The 16,525-nt window shown below is 37.7% G+C and carries 17 protein-coding genes and 1 rRNA gene; 14 read left to right on the top strand and 4 right to left on the bottom strand.

Annotation, left to right across the window (positions count from 1 at the left end):
- Positions 1 to 6: 6 nt before the first annotated feature.
- From truA to ACE1TG_RS18940, 9 genes are all read left to right on the top strand, one after another.
- A complete protein-coding gene (gene truA, locus ACE1TG_RS18980; protein WP_375053978.1) occupies positions 7 to 762 on the top strand; it encodes a tRNA pseudouridine(38-40) synthase TruA in 756 nt (251 codons plus the stop codon).
- Positions 763 to 1,301: 539 nt separating this feature from the next.
- Complete coding sequence (rplM, locus tag ACE1TG_RS18975; RefSeq protein ID WP_375053977.1) at positions 1,302 to 1,739, top strand: 50S ribosomal protein L13; 438 nt, start codon at positions 1,302 to 1,304, stop codon at positions 1,737 to 1,739.
- Positions 1,740 to 1,758: 19 nt separating this feature from the next.
- Positions 1,759 to 2,151, top strand: coding sequence for a 30S ribosomal protein S9 (gene rpsI, locus ACE1TG_RS18970; protein WP_092494481.1), 393 nt, complete (start codon positions 1,759 to 1,761; stop codon positions 2,149 to 2,151).
- Between the two features lie 229 nt (positions 2,152 to 2,380).
- Positions 2,381 to 4,288, top strand: coding sequence for an N-acetylmuramoyl-L-alanine amidase (locus tag ACE1TG_RS18965; RefSeq protein ID WP_375053976.1), 1,908 nt, complete (start codon positions 2,381 to 2,383; stop codon positions 4,286 to 4,288).
- Positions 4,289 to 4,686: 398 nt separating this feature from the next.
- Complete coding sequence (locus ACE1TG_RS18960) at positions 4,687 to 5,859, top strand: GNAT family N-acetyltransferase (protein ID WP_375053975.1); 1,173 nt, start codon at positions 4,687 to 4,689, stop codon at positions 5,857 to 5,859.
- Between the two features lie 112 nt (positions 5,860 to 5,971).
- Complete coding sequence (locus ACE1TG_RS18955; protein ID WP_375053974.1) at positions 5,972 to 6,646, top strand: hypothetical protein; 675 nt, start codon at positions 5,972 to 5,974, stop codon at positions 6,644 to 6,646.
- Positions 6,643 to 7,866 (top strand): efflux RND transporter periplasmic adaptor subunit, encoded by a 1,224-nt coding sequence (locus tag ACE1TG_RS18950; RefSeq protein WP_375053973.1) that lies wholly within the window; start codon positions 6,643 to 6,645, stop codon positions 7,864 to 7,866. Before ACE1TG_RS18955 ends, ACE1TG_RS18950 begins: the two co-directional genes overlap by 4 nt.
- Before the next feature lie 54 nt (positions 7,867 to 7,920).
- Positions 7,921 to 8,379, top strand: a complete 459-nt coding sequence (locus ACE1TG_RS18945; RefSeq protein WP_375053972.1) for a DUF948 domain-containing protein — start codon at positions 7,921 to 7,923, stop codon at positions 8,377 to 8,379.
- Positions 8,380 to 8,982: 603 nt separating this feature from the next.
- The gene (locus tag ACE1TG_RS18940; protein ID WP_375053971.1) at positions 8,983 to 9,318 is read left to right on the top strand and encodes a DUF948 domain-containing protein; all 336 of its coding nucleotides are present in this window, start codon (positions 8,983 to 8,985) and stop codon (positions 9,316 to 9,318) included.
- A gap of 245 nt (positions 9,319 to 9,563) precedes the next feature.
- On the opposite strand, the gene ACE1TG_RS18935 is transcribed toward ACE1TG_RS18940, so the two are convergent.
- Together ACE1TG_RS18935 and ACE1TG_RS18930 are read right to left on the bottom strand one after the other, a co-directional pair.
- Positions 9,564 to 10,292: an MOSC domain-containing protein gene (locus ACE1TG_RS18935; protein ID WP_375053970.1), complete on the bottom strand. Its 729-nt coding sequence runs from the start codon at positions 10,290 to 10,292 to the stop codon at positions 9,564 to 9,566.
- A 252-nt stretch (positions 10,293 to 10,544) separates the two neighbouring features.
- Positions 10,545 to 10,988 carry a DUF948 domain-containing protein gene (locus ACE1TG_RS18930; protein WP_375053969.1) on the bottom strand — a complete coding sequence of 148 codons (444 nt, stop codon included), beginning with the start codon at positions 10,986 to 10,988 and terminating at the stop codon, positions 10,545 to 10,547.
- A gap of 142 nt (positions 10,989 to 11,130) precedes the next feature.
- Between ACE1TG_RS18930 and cwlD the strand changes: the two genes are divergently transcribed.
- Complete coding sequence (gene cwlD, locus ACE1TG_RS18925; protein ID WP_375053968.1) at positions 11,131 to 11,847, top strand: N-acetylmuramoyl-L-alanine amidase CwlD; 717 nt, start codon at positions 11,131 to 11,133, stop codon at positions 11,845 to 11,847.
- Positions 11,848 to 11,976: 129 nt separating this feature from the next.
- Positions 11,977 to 13,035 carry an Mrp/NBP35 family ATP-binding protein gene (locus tag ACE1TG_RS18920; protein WP_375053967.1) on the top strand — a complete coding sequence of 353 codons (1,059 nt, stop codon included), beginning with the start codon at positions 11,977 to 11,979 and terminating at the stop codon, positions 13,033 to 13,035.
- A 49-nt stretch (positions 13,036 to 13,084) separates the two neighbouring features.
- Here the strand turns inward: ACE1TG_RS18920 and gerD are convergent, their stop codons facing one another.
- Positions 13,085 to 13,762, bottom strand: coding sequence for a spore germination lipoprotein GerD (gene gerD, locus ACE1TG_RS18915; protein WP_375053966.1), 678 nt, complete (start codon positions 13,760 to 13,762; stop codon positions 13,085 to 13,087).
- Positions 13,763 to 13,894: 132 nt separating this feature from the next.
- On the opposite strand from gerD, the gene ACE1TG_RS18910 reads away from it, so the two are divergent.
- A complete protein-coding gene (locus ACE1TG_RS18910) occupies positions 13,895 to 14,533 on the top strand; it encodes a KinB-signaling pathway activation protein (RefSeq protein ID WP_375053965.1) in 639 nt (212 codons plus the stop codon).
- 42 nt (positions 14,534 to 14,575) lie between these two features.
- On the opposite strand, the gene pdaB is transcribed toward ACE1TG_RS18910, so the two are convergent.
- Positions 14,576 to 15,334 (bottom strand): polysaccharide deacetylase family sporulation protein PdaB, encoded by a 759-nt coding sequence (gene pdaB / locus ACE1TG_RS18905; protein WP_375054004.1) that lies wholly within the window; start codon positions 15,332 to 15,334, stop codon positions 14,576 to 14,578.
- 294 nt (positions 15,335 to 15,628) lie between these two features.
- On the opposite strand from pdaB, the gene ACE1TG_RS18900 reads away from it, so the two are divergent.
- Both ACE1TG_RS18900 and ACE1TG_RS18895 read left to right on the top strand, forming a co-directional pair.
- The gene (locus ACE1TG_RS18900) at positions 15,629 to 15,850 is read left to right on the top strand and encodes a hypothetical protein (RefSeq protein ID WP_375054003.1); all 222 of its coding nucleotides are present in this window, start codon (positions 15,629 to 15,631) and stop codon (positions 15,848 to 15,850) included.
- A gap of 445 nt (positions 15,851 to 16,295) precedes the next feature.
- Positions 16,296 to 16,525: ribosomal RNA gene (locus ACE1TG_RS18895) — 16S ribosomal RNA — on the top strand; the annotation flags it as partial.

Raw genomic sequence — 16,525 nt, 5'->3', positions numbered from 1 at the left:
AGAAGCATGGAAAAAATTAAATGTGTTATAAGCTATGATGGTACGAACTTTTCAGGCTTTCAAATCCAGCCAAGGACACGTACCATTCAAGGAGAATTGGAAAAAGCTTTAACTAAAATTCATAAAGGGGAGCACATCCGAGTGCATGCTTCTGGTCGTACAGACACAGGAGTGCATGCGAAGGGTCAGACAATCCATTTTAAAACACCCTACACGCTCCCTTTCCATAATTGGAAACAAGCGCTCAACACCCTTCTGCCTGCCGATTTAAACGTATATCAAGTCGAGGTAGTCCCAGATTCATTCCATGCCCGATATGATGTCGTCGAGAAAGAGTATCGTTATTATGTCTGGAATGAACGGGAGAAAGATGTTTTTAAGCAAAATTATTTGTACCAATTCCCATATTCCCTTGATATTCAAGCGATGCAAGATGCTTGTCGTTATTTTGAAGGAACCCATGATTTTACTACCTTTTCATCAGCTAAAGCTACTATAAAAGGAAGTAAAATACGCCATATGTATGAAGTAACCTGCAATAAAGAAGGAAGTCAGATCGAGTTTATCTTTCGTGGAAGTGGCTTTTTATACAATATGGTTCGCATTATCATTGGGGCTCTATTGGATATTGGACAAGGAAGGCGTGAGCCATCTGATATTATTGATCTATTGGAAAAAAAGGACCGGAGACTACTAGGGGAAACTGTACCAGCACAAGGATTATATTTATGGCAGGTCAAGTATGAAGAACCTCAGCAGTAAAAGGGTTTTAAACCTTTTCTATCCTTGTTGAGCTAAAATACTCCGGCGACCGCATTTAGAGGAAACCAGATTAGTTTTGCTGACTTGTCGGATCCTCATTCCGTTATTTCCAATAAATTGGGTGTTTGAAGCACTTTATGTAATCCTCATTCCGCTATTTGTGCTTCACACCCTTATTTTTCATTGTTTTGGGGCAATTAGCGGAACGAGGATTCATCTCATCCTCTTTTGGGCGACTTTTCCTTCAATTAACGGAACGAGGATCCGCACCGGAGTTCTATCGGTGATTGGACTCCTCCTTATGTAAGCATTAATGTGAAAGCGAGTATAATCCAGATGCGGGGCTAAAAACCAACAAAACTTACGAAAAAAGCTTCTTTTAAAAAATACTTCTAAAGCTTGACAAATGTATATCTAATAGTATATGATGATTATTGGCATTTTATTTCTAAAACCGCGATTAGCCCCGGAATCTAATTGTGATGAATATATAGGAATAACAACTGAAACGAATTATTGAAATATGGAGGGAAACCATCATGCGCACAACTTTCATGGCTAATGAAAATAACATTGAACGTAAATGGCTAGTTGTGGATGCTGAAGGTCTACGTTTAGGCCGGCTGGCAAGTGAGGTTGCTGCAGTCCTTCGCGGGAAGCATAAACCAACCTACACACCACACGCTGATACAGGTGATAATGTAATTATTATTAACGCTGAAAAAATAGAACTATCAGGTAATAAATTGAATGACAAAATTTACTACCGTCATACAGGCCACCCAGGTGGAATAAGAGAACGCAATGCAAATGAAATGCGTACAAAATACCCTGAACAAATGATCGAGCTTGCTATCAAAGGCATGCTTCCAAAAGGTCCTTTAGGCCGTAAAATGGGTAAGAAATTGCACGTATTCAAAGGTTCTGAACACAATCATCAAGCACAAAAACCAGAAGTTTACGAGCTTCGTGGATAATTAAAAGGAGGTTAATCAATTGGCACAAGTACAATACTACGGCACTGGTCGTCGTAAAAGATCAACTGCACGTGTACGTCTAGTTCCAGGAACTGGCCGTGTAGTGATAAATGACCGTGATGCACAAGACTACTTTCCATATGAAACGCAACTATTAATTTTAAATCAACCACTTGCAACTACTGAAACACAAGGAACTTATGATGTTTTAGTAAACGTGCATGGTGGAGGATTTACTGGCCAAGCTGGTGCTATCCGCCACGGTGTCGCTCGTGCGCTTCTAAAAGCAGATCCTGAATACCGCGGTTCCCTAAAACGCGAAGGATATCTAACACGTGACGCACGTGAAACAGAACGTAAGAAATACGGTCTTAAAGGCGCTCGTCGTGCACCACAATTCTCTAAGCGTTAATATATCTACGTTTCAAGGCTCTCAACCATTATTGGTTGGGGGTCTTTTTTTTTATGTAAAGTTGTTTGCCTAAAAAATAACAGCTCTATTACACGGAAAGTACTTTAACCCTATTTCATCGTAGTTAATGCGTGATTTCATAGGCAAATTGGTTTATTTTCCTATTGTTTAGAGGATTATCTTAATATTTAATAGAAACTTATATTAAATAAAAAAAGGAGGGATTATTATGACGTTTAAATCCAGAATATTTTTAAAATTATCTTTCGCTATTGTGTTGGGACTTAGTTTATTGTTCGTTTCATTAGGTTTCTTTAGCCATGATGAAGAAAGAGAAACTGTTGCAGCTACAGTAGATTCAGTTGATCTACAGGAAGTGTTCGAAAAGGCAGCTAAGGAATTTGGAGTTCCGCAAAGTGTTTTGATGGCAGTATCATATAATCAATCGCGATGGGATCATCATGAAGGTCATAGTGAAGTAGGTGGCTACAGTCTTATGAACCTGGTGCATATTGATGGGAATCAAGATGCCAGCGGTAAGAATGAGGAACAAATTGAAGCCTCTACAGACGATAATGATTCCGTTAACACACTGGACAAGGCAGCTCAATTGCTCAATGTGGATTTGGAAGTATTAAAAAATGATCCCGAACAAAATATTCGTGGGGGAGCAGCCCTTCTTGCAATGTATGCAAAGGAAACAGTCGGAGAAACCCCATCTAATCTATCTGATTGGTATGGAGCAGTTGTAAAATACAGTGGTTCTGATATTAAAACTGTTGCCGAAGGGTTTGCAGATGATGTTTATAACACGATCCAAGAGGGGGCAGAGAGAGTAACAATTAATGGACAAGAAGTAAAATTAAAGGCGAAAAATGTTGAGCCAAATAAAGACACTGCAAAAAATATTCCGCTACGAAATGCCAAAAAGACAGGTGCTGATTGTCCAAACGGTCTAGAATGTACATTTATTCCTGCACTTTATGAGCAATTCTCTAGTAGTCCTGGTAGTTATGGGAACTATGACATCGCGAATCGTCCTGATGATGGTCTAGATATCCGATATATTATCATTCATGATATTGAAGGCACTGCCGAATCAGCGATTAACCACTTTCGAAACAGATCTTACGTAAGCGCTCATTATGTTCTTGACTCAGAAACAGGGGCCATTACACAGATGTTGAGTAATGAAGATGCAGGTTGGCATGCAGGTAATTGGTATTTTAATGCGCACTCCATTGGCTTGGAGCATGAAGGATTTGCGGTTGAAGGGACAGATTGGTATAGTGAGCAAATGTATCGCTCATCTGCAAAATTGGTAAAATATTTGGCAGAAAAATATGACATTCCACTTAATCGCCAGCATATAATTGGGCATGACGAAGTTCCAGGATTAACTCAAGCCAGACAGGGAGCAATGCACTGGGACCCAGGTGCTTATTGGAATTGGTCGCACTTCTTTGATCTTTTGGGAGAACCAATTAACTCAAGTAATGGCAGCAAAGACAGCGACATTATAACGATAAATCCTAATTACAATACAAATAAGCCGACATTCACATACGGCTCAAAAGTACTGGATCATCAATCATCCAGTTTTGTACAGCTATACACTGAACCTAGTTTTGAGGCTCCGCTAATCAGTGATCCACTTCTAAGCAATAGTGGAACCAACCGTATTAATGATTGGGGGAACAAGGCTGCTATTGGGCAAAATTATTATAAAGTTGATCAAGAGGGAGATTGGACCGCAGTTTATTACGGTGGTCAGAAGGCGTGGTTTTTTAATCCAAACAATAAAAACGCTTCTCCAGGGAACGGAATTGTAATTAAACCTAAGGAAGGAATGGGGTCAATTCCTGTTTATGGGGGTGCTTATCCTGAAGTCGCTGCCTATGATGAAACAGGAATAGAAGAGTGGGCACAAGGAAACACTGAAACACTATACCAAATTTCTGAAGGACAGTTCTATATAGCCACAGGACCGTTTCAATCAACGTATTACCATGCAAAGTATTTTAACGATCCGGAAACGAACCAAGTGGTGATAGGTGAAGAAGAATATTATCAAATTTTCTTTAATCACCGGCTTGGATTTGTTAAAAAAAGTGATGTTGAAGTCGTGAATCCTTAACTAGAAGGGTTCAGTAATTAGAATATGTGTTGTTGCTTTTATGTTAAGCGCCTATACCCCCAGGGATGTAGGCGTTTTTTAATATTGAATTTATAACATGATGATGGTATTCCTTTCATTAATACTGAATACTTAGTTGATGTTGGGAAGAAGCAAAATCGTTTTAAATATTTATCCAAAAACGCTCTTCCTTATCGGGAGGGCGTTTTTTAGCAGTTTAAAAAGTTTTCATATTGCATAAGTGCTTATCTATGTTAAGGCATGCGCTCCAATGTATAAGGGGTTCTGAGTAAGTAAAATAAACCTTTAATGAACACCAAGCTTTGATTTATAATAGAGCTTGCTATAAAATTCTAGTATTATGAATATATGAATAATAGGTAGGGGAGGACAAATCATTGAACAAGATTAAAACCTTAACTGATAAGGACTTTGATAAGATTTTCTCGCTGTCGCAATACGCGTTTCAATATGATTTATCTGAAGAAGAATTACTCAAAAAGCAGGAGGAAGCTAAGCGGCATACTATCTGGGGCTGGATGGAGAATAATCGGCTTGCGGCAAAACTCCACCTGATTCCACTGTCCTGTTATATTAATGGCCAAGCCTTTGAAATGGGCGGGATAAGTTCTGTTGCGACATGGCCGGAGTATCGCAGACAAGGTGCTGTGAAGCACTTGCTTCACCATGCGCTTAAATACATGAAAGAACAGGGAGAAGTCTTGTCATTTCTACATCCATTTTCGTTTTCCTTCTATCGGAAGTATGGTTGGGAACATACTTTTTCGGAAAAAAAATATACCATTCCATTGGAAAAGTTAAAACGAAATTGGGAGGCTAATGGATATATACGACGTGTTGATTCAGAAGTATCCATGCTACATAACATTTACACGGAATACGCCAAGCAATTTAACGGTACGCTTGTCCGTGATGAAAAGTGGTGGGAGCAGCGTGTGTTTAGGGGGGATTGGCATAAAGCAATCGCTTATAATGAAAATGACCAGGCAGAAGGTTATATTTTATATAAAGTAAAAGAAGAAAAAGTAACTGTCCATGAACTGGTATATAATACTCTAAATGCACAAAAGCTGCTGCTCCAGTTCATTGCCAATCATGATTCGATGGCCGAAACAGTAGACATGGTTGTACCGGAAAACGATAATCTTCACCTTCTAATCGATGAACCAAGATTCAATCAGGCTACGGAAGCCTATTTTATGGCTCGTATCGTTGATATATTGGAATTCCTGAAACAATACCCGTTTCATAATGGTGACACTCAATTACTTTCCATACATGCAGCAGATTCTTTTCTTCCTGAAAACAGCGGGGTATATCAGCTGAGACAAATTGGCAGTGAAACAAAAGTAACCCATTTGTTAGATGGTAAGCCCAGGATTCAGGATGGAATTCATTGCACAGTCCAGTATCTTACATCGATGCTGTTAGGATATAAACGACCAATGGAGCTATATCATCTTGGGTTGATCCAAGGGAATCAGGAACAAATTGAGCAGTTGGAACAAATTATACCGAAGCGGCAAACCTTTTTTCCGGATTTCTTTTAACGAATAGGGAATTATCCCTACTTTTGAAACAAAATTGTAAAATAAGTGGGATATTTTAATAAATTACGTTAAAATAGATAGCACATGAAAAAATAAAAAAGGACGGTCGCACATGCTCTATCAAATTAACATTCTAAAGTTTTTATTTCCGATAGATGATCACTTATATCGAGTCCATAAGGCAGAAACGTTAAAAAATCTGTGGAAAATAGCTTCATTGCTCGTGTTGTTTAGTGCGGTCGTATACGCTTGGATGGCTATTTTAGGGATCGGATCGGATATTATTTCAGGAAATGCAACAGCATTTAATCCGCTAGAATACGAGGAAAGTAAATTCTGGTTTGTTCTAGGAAGAATTGGATTTGCGACACTGTTTGCTCTTGTGATTTTATTTGTGCCATCTTACATATTTTACATAATTACAGGTATACCTTATCGAAAACTATTAATCATGCAGGAAATCGTTCTTCTAGCTTTGCTGATAGAACGAGTGGTCTGGATACCATTAGTAGTTTATTTAGGGCTGGATTGGTTTGTATCACCACTATCATTTGGAATCATTGCATCCTACTTTACGGATCTGCCATGGGTTGTTTTTTTCTTTGGTTCTATTTCACTTTTTCAGCTATGGATCATTTGGTTTCAGGTCAGGTTTTTAAGTTATTTGTCGACAATTAGAAAACGCTGGCTATGGTTTAGTGTCATCTTTCTACATATTATCTACTGGGCTGTTGTTGCTGCGTTAGCTTTTATGGATATTCATATGATAAGTGGGTGGTTTGAATGAATCGCAGGAAACTTATTTGGACATTAGTGATTTTGTTTATTGCAATTAATAGTTTACTTGTTTATTTCGACGATGAAGAAAAAGTGGCACGCTTATCTTATATCGAAGAATGGTCGGAAATTATTGAAAAGGATATGTTTGAAAAAATTGAAACCCGAGGAGTATTAGCAACAACAAATGAGAAACGTGTATACTTTGATGAAGACAGAGGAAGCTTTCAGGAGTTTCTAATTGATGAAGGTACACAAGTAAATGTTGGTGATGGGTTGTTTACATATGAAGTAGAGGATTATTACGAAACGAAATCCTATCTTGATAATGAAAGAAGCAAACTTACTGATCAAGTTAGTGCTATTGAGCAAGCAATCGATTCTATTTCCTTTTATCAAGTACCGGAAACCGATTTAACGGCTGAATATGAAGATGAAAACAGTAATCTCGATATTACGAGTAATTCTGTAACTGCTAATTATATGAAAGAACAATACCTGGCAGAAAAGGAAAAAGAACTTGATCAGAAGAATGCACAACTGCAAAACATTCAAGCACAGTTATCGGACCTTGAATCGACTGGGGATACCGTTACAGTGGAAAGCTCTTATCAAGGGCAGGTAACTAAGATATCCAAAACCTTAAGTAATCCAGTTATTACCATTCGTGATATGCAGCTGCAAGCAGAGGGCGAATTTACGGAAGCGGAGCGGATGGAAGTTAAAAGGGACATGCCTGTTGAAGTTTCTATTAAAGAAAATGGAGCATTACTAAAAGGGAATCTGGATGAGATTAACGACTCACCAGAAACAGTAAACGTTCATGGAACAAGTATCTACCCGTTTGATGTCAGCTTTTCTGAGGACACTGAAATGGAAGGATTATTGCCAGGATTCCATGCAGATCTTTCAATTACAACGAATAAATCGCTAGGTGCAACAGCCGTCCTAAAAAAACAACTATTCAATCAAAACTTGTGGAAAATGACGACTGAAGGAACCATGCATAAGCAAAAAGTCGAAACAGGAATTCGCATGGATGATACAGTTGAGGTGACAAAAGGCGCCAAACCTGGTGAATGGATAGCTGAAGAAGATCACTCACAATTTCGCGAGGCAGCAACTTTTATTACGTCATTAAAACTGGATAACATAAAATGGAAACGTTTAGGGAAATATGATAATGTGAATTGGGAAAAATATTTTGTTATCGGGTTGTTAGCAAGATAAGTTTTAGTGCAACCTGCTAGTGGTAAACCTTTTTTAAGGAGGGTACATATCTAAATGGAATTAGTCTATGTAGGAGTTTTATTGTTTGCATTGGCATTTGCCTTAATAGTTATCTATATTTCCTTCGTATTAAAACGTGTGTCAAGCACCATGGAAACACTTGGTGAAACCTTAGGAGAAGTAGAAGAGAAACTCCATTATATCACGCCTGAAATAAGAAATACGTTACATGAAACTGAAAAAATGGTCGATGATTTTGGTGATAAAATCAAGGCAACGGACAATGTATTTAAATCGCTGGAGAATGTAGGCACTTCTTTAAATTCATCAAGTGAAATGTTGGCTCAACAAGCAAAAAAACTACCTGAATATACGTCACCTCAATCAATGAATCGAATTGCAGAGAGTGTAAGGTGGGGAGAAGTAGCATATCGGATAGCAAAGAAGTGGAAACATCGAAATGATAAGAATGAGTTAATTACTCAAGATGAAAACTTGCCGGCTAAAAAATAAGGCTGTTTTCTAAAAGTTTGTTGTTGTTGACAGAAGATATAAACTGCGAACTAATATGGAATAATTGTTGAGTGCTATGACACCGCTTCGGAAATACACTACGCGCACCAAGGGCGGCTGATGAGCCTCCTTGCTCCTACGTCGCTGCGTAGTCTCATCTAGGCGCAAGCTCCCACAGGAGTCTACGTGTATTTCCTCCGCTAGGTGTTGCTCACTCTATCCTGTTAATTAATCAATATTTATTGTGATATTGCTTCTTAGCCTTGGGAACACTTTAGGCTCTAGTCAGGAATCTCTATCAGTGGAGGCAGAATACGCAGACTCCTATGGGAACAGCACGTTCCGAAGACCCCGCAAGAAGCGATTAAATGAAGGCCGACTAAAACCGTCCTTTGCGGACAACGTCGGCATACCCCTTGCCGGGGCAAGGAGGCTGAGGTCGTGCCCATGGAAAGCGAAGTATTCTGCCGAAACGAATGTAAGCACTCAACCATCATTAGAACAAAAAAGCTTCACTAGTTCGCAGTTTATATCAATTGCGAAGATTAAAAAGAAACAATACTTATAAATAAGAGTCAAAAATAATGAGATGAGGGATAAAAAATGACTTTAGTTGGAATAGGTGTATTATTAATAGGAATTGCTTTTTTAGTATTAGCTGTCTATTTATCATGGACATTGAATAATTTAGCACACGTACTGCGTGGAGTCGAAAAGACAGTTGAGCATTTACCGAATCAGCTTAACGATATTTTTAAAGAAACTGGGAATCTTATCAATCATACGAACAGTACGCTTTCTGATGTTAATGAAAAGCTAAGAACATTAAGTCCTTTATTTTATATTGTGGAAGATGTTGGAGAGATGTCGAGAAAGCTGACCACACCATTAGCGAACTTTAATATATCGAGAAAAAAGAAAACGGAAGAAAAGAATTAGTAGGAAACTTTATATTATAACTAATCTATTTGCACCATTTTAGTAGTGATATTTATAATAACAAATCTCAGTTACTGAACGGAGATCTGTAACATTCTATATGGATATCGATTCCATTGAAGAACTCAAACCTGCTGAGTAAGTAAACTTACTAGTTTATTAAACGATATGCTCCCCATCTGGTATCTAGATGGGGAGCATTATTATGTCTGAAGAGTTTATTTCATTATTATTTTAAACAAAAATTAATCAAGTAGATGAACTTCATCATCCACATGAATGTCACCTGTTTTTATAACAGAAGCATAAACGCCAAAATTGTTTTTTCGTTCTTTTATAACCGTCTTATGCAAGCTTGAATTTCTCTCAGCATTATCAGGATTTACAGTAATAATCATACACCTTTTACAGTGTCCTACTAATTCAATTTCTACTTCACTTCCAATTTTAATTCGTTTACCAATCCATTCTTCTTCAATAAACGGTTTTTTTTCTTTTAATGAAATAAATAAATTAGGACGAAAACGTCGAAAGTCAACCTCGACTTCTCCCCATATTTCTTGCAAATTATCTATTGAAGCGTCCGTTACAAGCTGAATATTTTCTACTGCAATTGGTCCAATAGGCACTTGTGAAGGGGGATATTCAATTGTAGAAATCTTTCGGTTCGATTTGTTTTCCATTTCTTTAATTAATTCCTCGTCTTCCCAATCAAAGATCTCCCCTTCAGGTGTTATAACTTCCACTTTTGGATATTCCTCCAGCGACTCTTCTCCTGCATATCTTGCTTTATATCGAACCATTTCCGGGAACTGTGTTATTGTTAAAAAATTTCCTTTTTTTGATTCATCTAGATAAGCATGGCCACGGTCTCCGTATAAACCATAATCCATTATTTTGGATTTTTGCACACTTTCTCCGGCAAAAGATTTTACTGGATGACGAATAATTTCCCTCATATGTCCGATCAACACTTCATTCACTCCTATATAATTTTCAACTCGGCCTGTTAGTTAGTTTAAAAATAGTCGTTCACAATCTTTGTAGTTATTTTAACATAAATATTCAAAAATCAAGCGGGCACTAGCTAAAATACACTAGTACATCAAAAAATGACCATCAACTTAGCATAAAAGTTGATGGTCATTCACATCCGTTACTATTGTTGGCAGTTAAGAAAGTATATATTCTTTCTTACTGCATAAGTGCAACTAAAGCATTTGCCATTAAGACCTGTCGGATGCCGAGTTTTCTAAGGGATTCTTGCGCTGTAATGCAAAATATCCTAGAGTTATTGCACCGTATAGACCCTCAAGGTTATTTCGTTCAATAAATGTGCTGCCTTCTTCGGTGTTTTCTTTCATTTCCTTTGTGATATCAACCATTGATGACGAAAGTTTAATTGTCGTTTCTCCAACATTTCCTATAATCGTAAAAATCGGGCTCAATTCGCTCATTTGGTTATTAAGTTGTTGTATCGTTTCCCTGCCGGTGCTGAGTGTATCCTTTGCACCGGTAGTTATATCAGCAACCTGCTGCGGCAGAGCATCTGTTGTTGATTTTAAGCTTGAGAATACCCCCGATAATTTGTTTAGCGGCTTAATTAACATTATTACGAATGCCAAAAATGCGATTCCAATAATGAGTACGCCAATTCCAAGCCAATCCATGTGTTTGTCTCCTTCCGAAAATAGTTCATTACTTATTTATTACCACTGCTGTGTTTTGGCTAAACTCGCCATTATGTTTAATCATAATTGACAACCTTGTCCCATACAATAGTTGAAGTAGAATAAATAAGGAGCGAATGTTATGGGACGATTTGGGAAGGTGTTTACCTGGGGAGTAGGTTTTGTCATTTTGGCCTTTCTTATTCAATATCCAATTCAAAAATCAGAAACCACTTGGGAAACATGGTCATTACCACTTTCAGGTAAAACAATCGTTATCGACCCAGGTCATGGTGGAGTAGATGGTGGGGCGGTTGGAAAGGACGAGACACTGGAAAAAGATATAGCATTAGCTGTTGCTAAAAAGACACGAGACTTCCTGCAGCAATCAGGCGCTCTTGTTTACCTGACTCGAGAAAAAGATAAGGATTTGGCAAAAGAGGACACAAAAGGTTTATCAAGGCGAAAAGCTGAAGATATCCGTAAGCGCCTCAAGTTTATCCACGATAAAGAAGCTGACTTTTTTGTTACGCTTCATTTAAATGCATTACCATCCAATAAATGGAGTGGTGCGCAAACATTTTACTATTCAAAGTACGATAAGAGTAAACATTTAGCTACAATGATTCAATCTGAAATCATTCGAAATTTGGAAAATACGACAAGGAAACCACTGCCAATTAATGGTGTATATCTCTTGAAATATGCTGAAGTACCTGGATCCCTGGTTGAGATTGGATTTCTGTCAAATGAGCATGAGCGCGAACATTTGAAGAAAGAATCTTACCAGCGGAAAATTGCCGGGAGTATTTATGAAGGAATTCTCCGGTACGTCACAGAAGAACCTGAAAAAGAGTAACGTCTATACGACCATCCTATGATACATATCACTTAGATTTTACGTGATTTGTGTTATACTGGCGTTGTGTGCAAATAAGATGATATTATTTTGTATAGATACGACTCTAGGAAAGGGATGGTGACTACCGTGTTAACAAAAGAAGAAGTAAAGGAACTACTTCACCCTGTTAAGGATCCATTTTTACATAGAACGCTCGAGGAAACAGACGGTATTAATGAAATTACGATAAAAGAAGAGAAAAAGCATGTCAGTGTGAAAATAGGAATTGGAAAAACGAACACTGGTGAGCAAATGCAGTTACAGCAGGAAATTGTTGGTATTCTGAAAAAGAATGGTGCGACAACAGTTGGCTTACGTTTTGAACAGTTACCTGACGAAACTATTGAAAAGTTCCAGCCTGCTGCTGAGGCAGAACAGGAAAAAACATTAATGGGCGGAGGTAAGCAACCTAACTTTATCGCTGTTGCAAGTGGTAAGGGCGGTGTAGGTAAGTCTACCGTAACGGTTAACCTGGCCATGTCATTGATGCGTCTAGGCAAAAAGGTTGGCATTATTGATGCTGATATATATGGATTTAGTGTTCCGGACATGATGGGTGTTGAAGAAAGACCTGCTGTTCGCGGCGAAAAAATAATCCCAGTTGAGCGGTTTGGCGTAAAGGTCATTTCGATGGGGTTCTTTGTTGAGGACAATTCTCCAATCATCTGGCGCGGGCCAATGCTTGGTAAAATGCTAAACAGCTTCTTTAAAGAAGTAGAGTGGGGCGATTTAGACTACTTGCTACTTGATTTACCACCAGGAACCGGTGATATTGCAATGGATGTTCATGAATTGCTTCCATCATGTAAAGAACTAATCGTCTCGACACCACACCCAACTGCAGCATTTGTGGCAGCGCGTGCTGGTCAAATGGCATTAAAAACAGATCATGAAATCTTAGGCGTTGTGGAGAACATGGCCTATTTTGAAAGTAAAAAAACCGGTGAGAAAGAATATGTATTTGGTAAAGGTGGCGGTAAAAAGCTTGCCGAGGTCTTAAAAACGCAAGTACTTGGCCAATTACCTTTACAACAGCCATATGAAGAAGAGGATGAGTTTGCTCCATCTGTATACCAGCAAGATCATCCAATTGGAAAAGAATATCATAAGATTGCATCAAAAATCGTAGCAAAAATAGAAGAATAAAAAATTAGAGGTGGCATACGTCACCTCTTTTTGATTTAGAACTAAAATATTAACTTGAACCACCGGCACCGGAACCTCCGCCGGAGCCACCTGACCCGCCATCAGAGCCACCGCCGGAACCGCCGCCTCCACCAGAACTGCCACTTTCGCCGCTTGATTGTTGTCCGCCTTCTTTTTTACTTTTCTCTTCTGCAGCTTTAAGCAGTATTTCTGTCATTTTTGCTTGGAAAAGTGGTGTTTGTAACGTTTGTTGAATAGTTTCCTCAAGATGTTTACGGAATTCCTGACCTTTCATGACACTAAGCATTTGTTTGCTAATCTGTGGATTTTGCATGAGTTCAAGCATTTGTTTCTGGAACTCGGAATCGTTCATTAATTGTTTCATTAGTTTTTTTTGCTCTTCAGACATTGACTTTGCATAGCTTTTAACAAATTCCGGGTCTTCAAATAATTTCTTCCACATTTCTTTTCCCTTTTCAGAAGCAAGTACCTCATTAATTGATTGTTTAACTACATCTGATTCAATTACAAGCTCTTGCTTTAATTTCTTATCAGCCAAAATTTCCTTGAGTGCTTTTTTTCCATCTTCTGTCTGTAATATATCAACCACCATTTTCTTTGTAGCGTCGTAATCAGCTTCTTTGCCGGAAGCTCCGCCGCCTCCGTTACATGCTGCTATAAAAATGATGGGCAAAATAATCATTGAAGTTAAAATCATACGTAGCATTTATGATCCTCCTTCCTCTCATATTTAATATGAGTTATGAAACAAAAAAATATTCGCTTCATAGAGGAAAAAAAACATTGTTCGTGATAAAATATCACTTGATGCTTAACATAGTTGTAGGAGGAAATAGGATTGAATAGTCGTAAGTGGGTAGGTTTATTTTTAAAAACATTATTAATCGGCGGGGTTGTAGGGCTAATCACTAGTTTTTTTGTGAAGGCCACATTATATACTGAATTTTTAAATCCATTTAATTTTATGGAGCTAACGGGGTTAATTATCTATTTCACAGGATTAGGTTTGTTATTTAGTATTATCAGTCAGACTGGCTTTTTTGTTTATTTATTCATTAACCAATTCGGCCTTAGCTTGTTTCGGACATTTTGGCCGACCGTTCAGGTATTGTTAATTGCATTTGTTGTATTTGATTTAGTTTATTTCCCATATAATGCAGCTGATGGTGATGTTTCGTTATTTTGGTTTATCTTAATGGCAGCAGGAATACTTGGATACGGATGGATAATAGCTAAAATAAAAGCACGCGAGACGAACCAACGGGCTTTTATTCCTGCATTATTCCTAATGGTTGTTATGACGGCTATCGAATGGGTTCCTGGCCTGCGTACAAGTGGAACCGATTATGCATGGCTCATGATAATATCATTACTTGCATGTAATACATATCAGTTACTTGTGTTGCACCGAATAACAAAAGAAGCTTCGAAAGGGAAAGAAAGAATTGATCCCAAGACAAGTTCAGATAAAGCATAATGTTGATCACTTCCCTGATGTGTAAAAACACATCAGGTTTTTTTACTCTACAATTTTTGATTTTGCATGTGCCTGATTAACGAGTTCCGAAATAGTGACAAACGTAAAGCCCTTATTCTTCAACCCAGGTAAAATTGTTTTTAACGAATCAGATGTTTGTTTAACGGAGTCTGATGCATGCATTAATATGATATCGCCATTCGATGTCTGTTTCATTACAGCATTCTCAATTTTCTTTGTACCCGGATTTTTCCAATCACTAGGGTTAACATTCCAATGTATTACGGTGAATCCTAATTGTTCGGCAAGTTCGATGATTTCTTTGTTAAATTTACCGCTTGGCGGACGTAACATTTCTATATCTTTATATCCTATTTTCCTGAATACTTCTCTCGCATGGAGTAAATCTTTGCGTACTTGGTCAATCTCCTGATCCAAATAACTCTCATAACGGTATCCAAGCATTCCTAATTCGTGCTCAGCCTCAGTTATCTTTTCTAATATCTTAGGATGACGTTCTGCCCATTCCCCGCTTACAAAAAAGGTTGCCTGTACTTCTTTTTGTTCTAACTGTTTTAAAATAGCATGGACTTTTTCCTCGCCCCAGCTGATATTAAAGGTTAATGCAATATTTGACTCATCCGCATTTCCTTTTGTCATTGCCAAAGGCTTGTCCTTTGAAAATACAGAAAGTTCCCCTTCACTTTCAAACCATAAAAATGTAGCGGTAAATAAAGCAAAGATTAATACAATTAGCCAGCGTTTCCATTTATTGAACCGTACAACATAAAAATGATCCATCATATCATTCCTCTCCATTTCCTTATATTTAATTCTATGAATGGCAGTCTATAATATGAACAAGCAGTTGTTCTTTTAATGGAAAAGACAAAAATGTTGCGAAAAAGGGATGAAAATACATAAATATGGGGAATAGTAAATTTACAAAAGAAATTTATCAGCGTTTCCTTTCGTTATTCTTAGCTTTAGAAAAATATGAAACCGACAGATTTCGATAATAAGTACGAACTGCTGTAACGATACATTAATATGCGTATGTTTTTACTGATTAGTAAAGAAGGTAAGGTGAATGGAATGTTAGGTTTGTTAATTAATGACGTAGAACAAAAAGAAATGGAATATCTGCTGAAACGTGAGTTAGAAGAGTTATTAATGGATCTGGAGGATCATCGTATAGATAATATGGTTAAACGTGCAATGAGAGAAAGGTATAAAGTTTTGTTTAACTTGTTCCGTCGTGTAGCAAATGAGCAGGAGTGTATGAAATATATTCCCAAACGTACTGGGAATCAATAGATCTATTTCTTTAAAGGATTGTGTAACTAAAAAGCTATATTCAATTGGTCTTGGATTTCAAGACATAAGGGGTTCTAAGAAAGCAAAATACGCTTTTAATAAGAATCCCTTTAATATTAAGCCAAGCAATTCTAATGTTTTTTTGGTTTTTCTATTGAACTTATCAACATATTATGCTATATTATTTTTTGTTGTCAGTTAAGAAAACAACAAATTTTGCAGAGAAAAAAAGTCATTAGAAAAAGTTATTGACAATCATCTGCAGCCATGATAAATTATATCTTGTCGCAAAAAACGACAAACGGAAAAATTGATCTTTGAAAACTGAACAAAACAACCAGTATGTCAAGAAAACAGGTTAAAAGTTAAACTTTTAAACCCTGATTTCAATTTTTAGCTAAGACTATTATATGATTGATTGGTGTCAATTATATTCAAACGAACTTTTATGGAGAGTTTGATCTTGGCTCAGGACGAACGCTGGCGGCGTGCCTAATACATGCAAGTCGAGCGCGGGAAGCAGACGGATCCTCTTCTGAGGTGAAGTCTGTGGAACGAGCGGCGGACGGGTGAGTAACACGTGGGCAACCTGCCTGTAAGACTGGGATAACCCCGGGAAACCGGGGCTAATACCGGATAATATTTTTCAGCACATGTTGAGAAATTGAAAGGCGG

Source organism: Virgibacillus sp. JSM 102003 (assembly GCF_041949995.1).
In the GTDB taxonomy this organism is placed as follows: Bacteria; Bacillota; Bacilli; order Bacillales; family Amphibacillaceae; genus Lentibacillus.
This window is presented reverse-complemented; position numbering and strand designations above follow the sequence as displayed.

What these genes read in the sequence shown, in the direction of transcription:
- ACE1TG_RS18965 (WP_375053976.1), top strand. Translation starts at nt 2,381, where the DNA reads ATGACGTTTAAATCCAGAATATTTTTAAAATTATCTTTCGCTATTGTG.
- pdaB (WP_375054004.1), bottom strand. Translation starts at nt 15,334, where the DNA reads ATGGATCATTTTTATGTTGTACGGTTCAATAAATGGAAACGCTGGCTA.
- ACE1TG_RS18950 (WP_375053973.1), top strand. Translation starts at nt 6,643, where the DNA reads ATGAATCGCAGGAAACTTATTTGGACATTAGTGATTTTGTTTATTGCA.
- ACE1TG_RS18930 (WP_375053969.1), bottom strand. Translation starts at nt 10,988, where the DNA reads ATGGATTGGCTTGGAATTGGCGTACTCATTATTGGAATCGCATTTTTG.
- truA (WP_375053978.1), top strand. Translation starts at nt 7, where the DNA reads ATGGAAAAAATTAAATGTGTTATAAGCTATGATGGTACGAACTTTTCA.
- ACE1TG_RS18955 (WP_375053974.1), top strand. Translation starts at nt 5,972, where the DNA reads ATGCTCTATCAAATTAACATTCTAAAGTTTTTATTTCCGATAGATGAT.
- ACE1TG_RS18940 (WP_375053971.1), top strand. Translation starts at nt 8,983, where the DNA reads ATGACTTTAGTTGGAATAGGTGTATTATTAATAGGAATTGCTTTTTTA.
- ACE1TG_RS18945 (WP_375053972.1), top strand. Translation starts at nt 7,921, where the DNA reads ATGGAATTAGTCTATGTAGGAGTTTTATTGTTTGCATTGGCATTTGCC.
- cwlD (WP_375053968.1), top strand. Translation starts at nt 11,131, where the DNA reads ATGGGACGATTTGGGAAGGTGTTTACCTGGGGAGTAGGTTTTGTCATT.
- ACE1TG_RS18900 (WP_375054003.1), top strand. Translation starts at nt 15,629, where the DNA reads ATGTTAGGTTTGTTAATTAATGACGTAGAACAAAAAGAAATGGAATAT.
- rplM (WP_375053977.1), top strand. Translation starts at nt 1,302, where the DNA reads ATGCGCACAACTTTCATGGCTAATGAAAATAACATTGAACGTAAATGG.
- gerD (WP_375053966.1), bottom strand. Translation starts at nt 13,762, where the DNA reads ATGCTACGTATGATTTTAACTTCAATGATTATTTTGCCCATCATTTTT.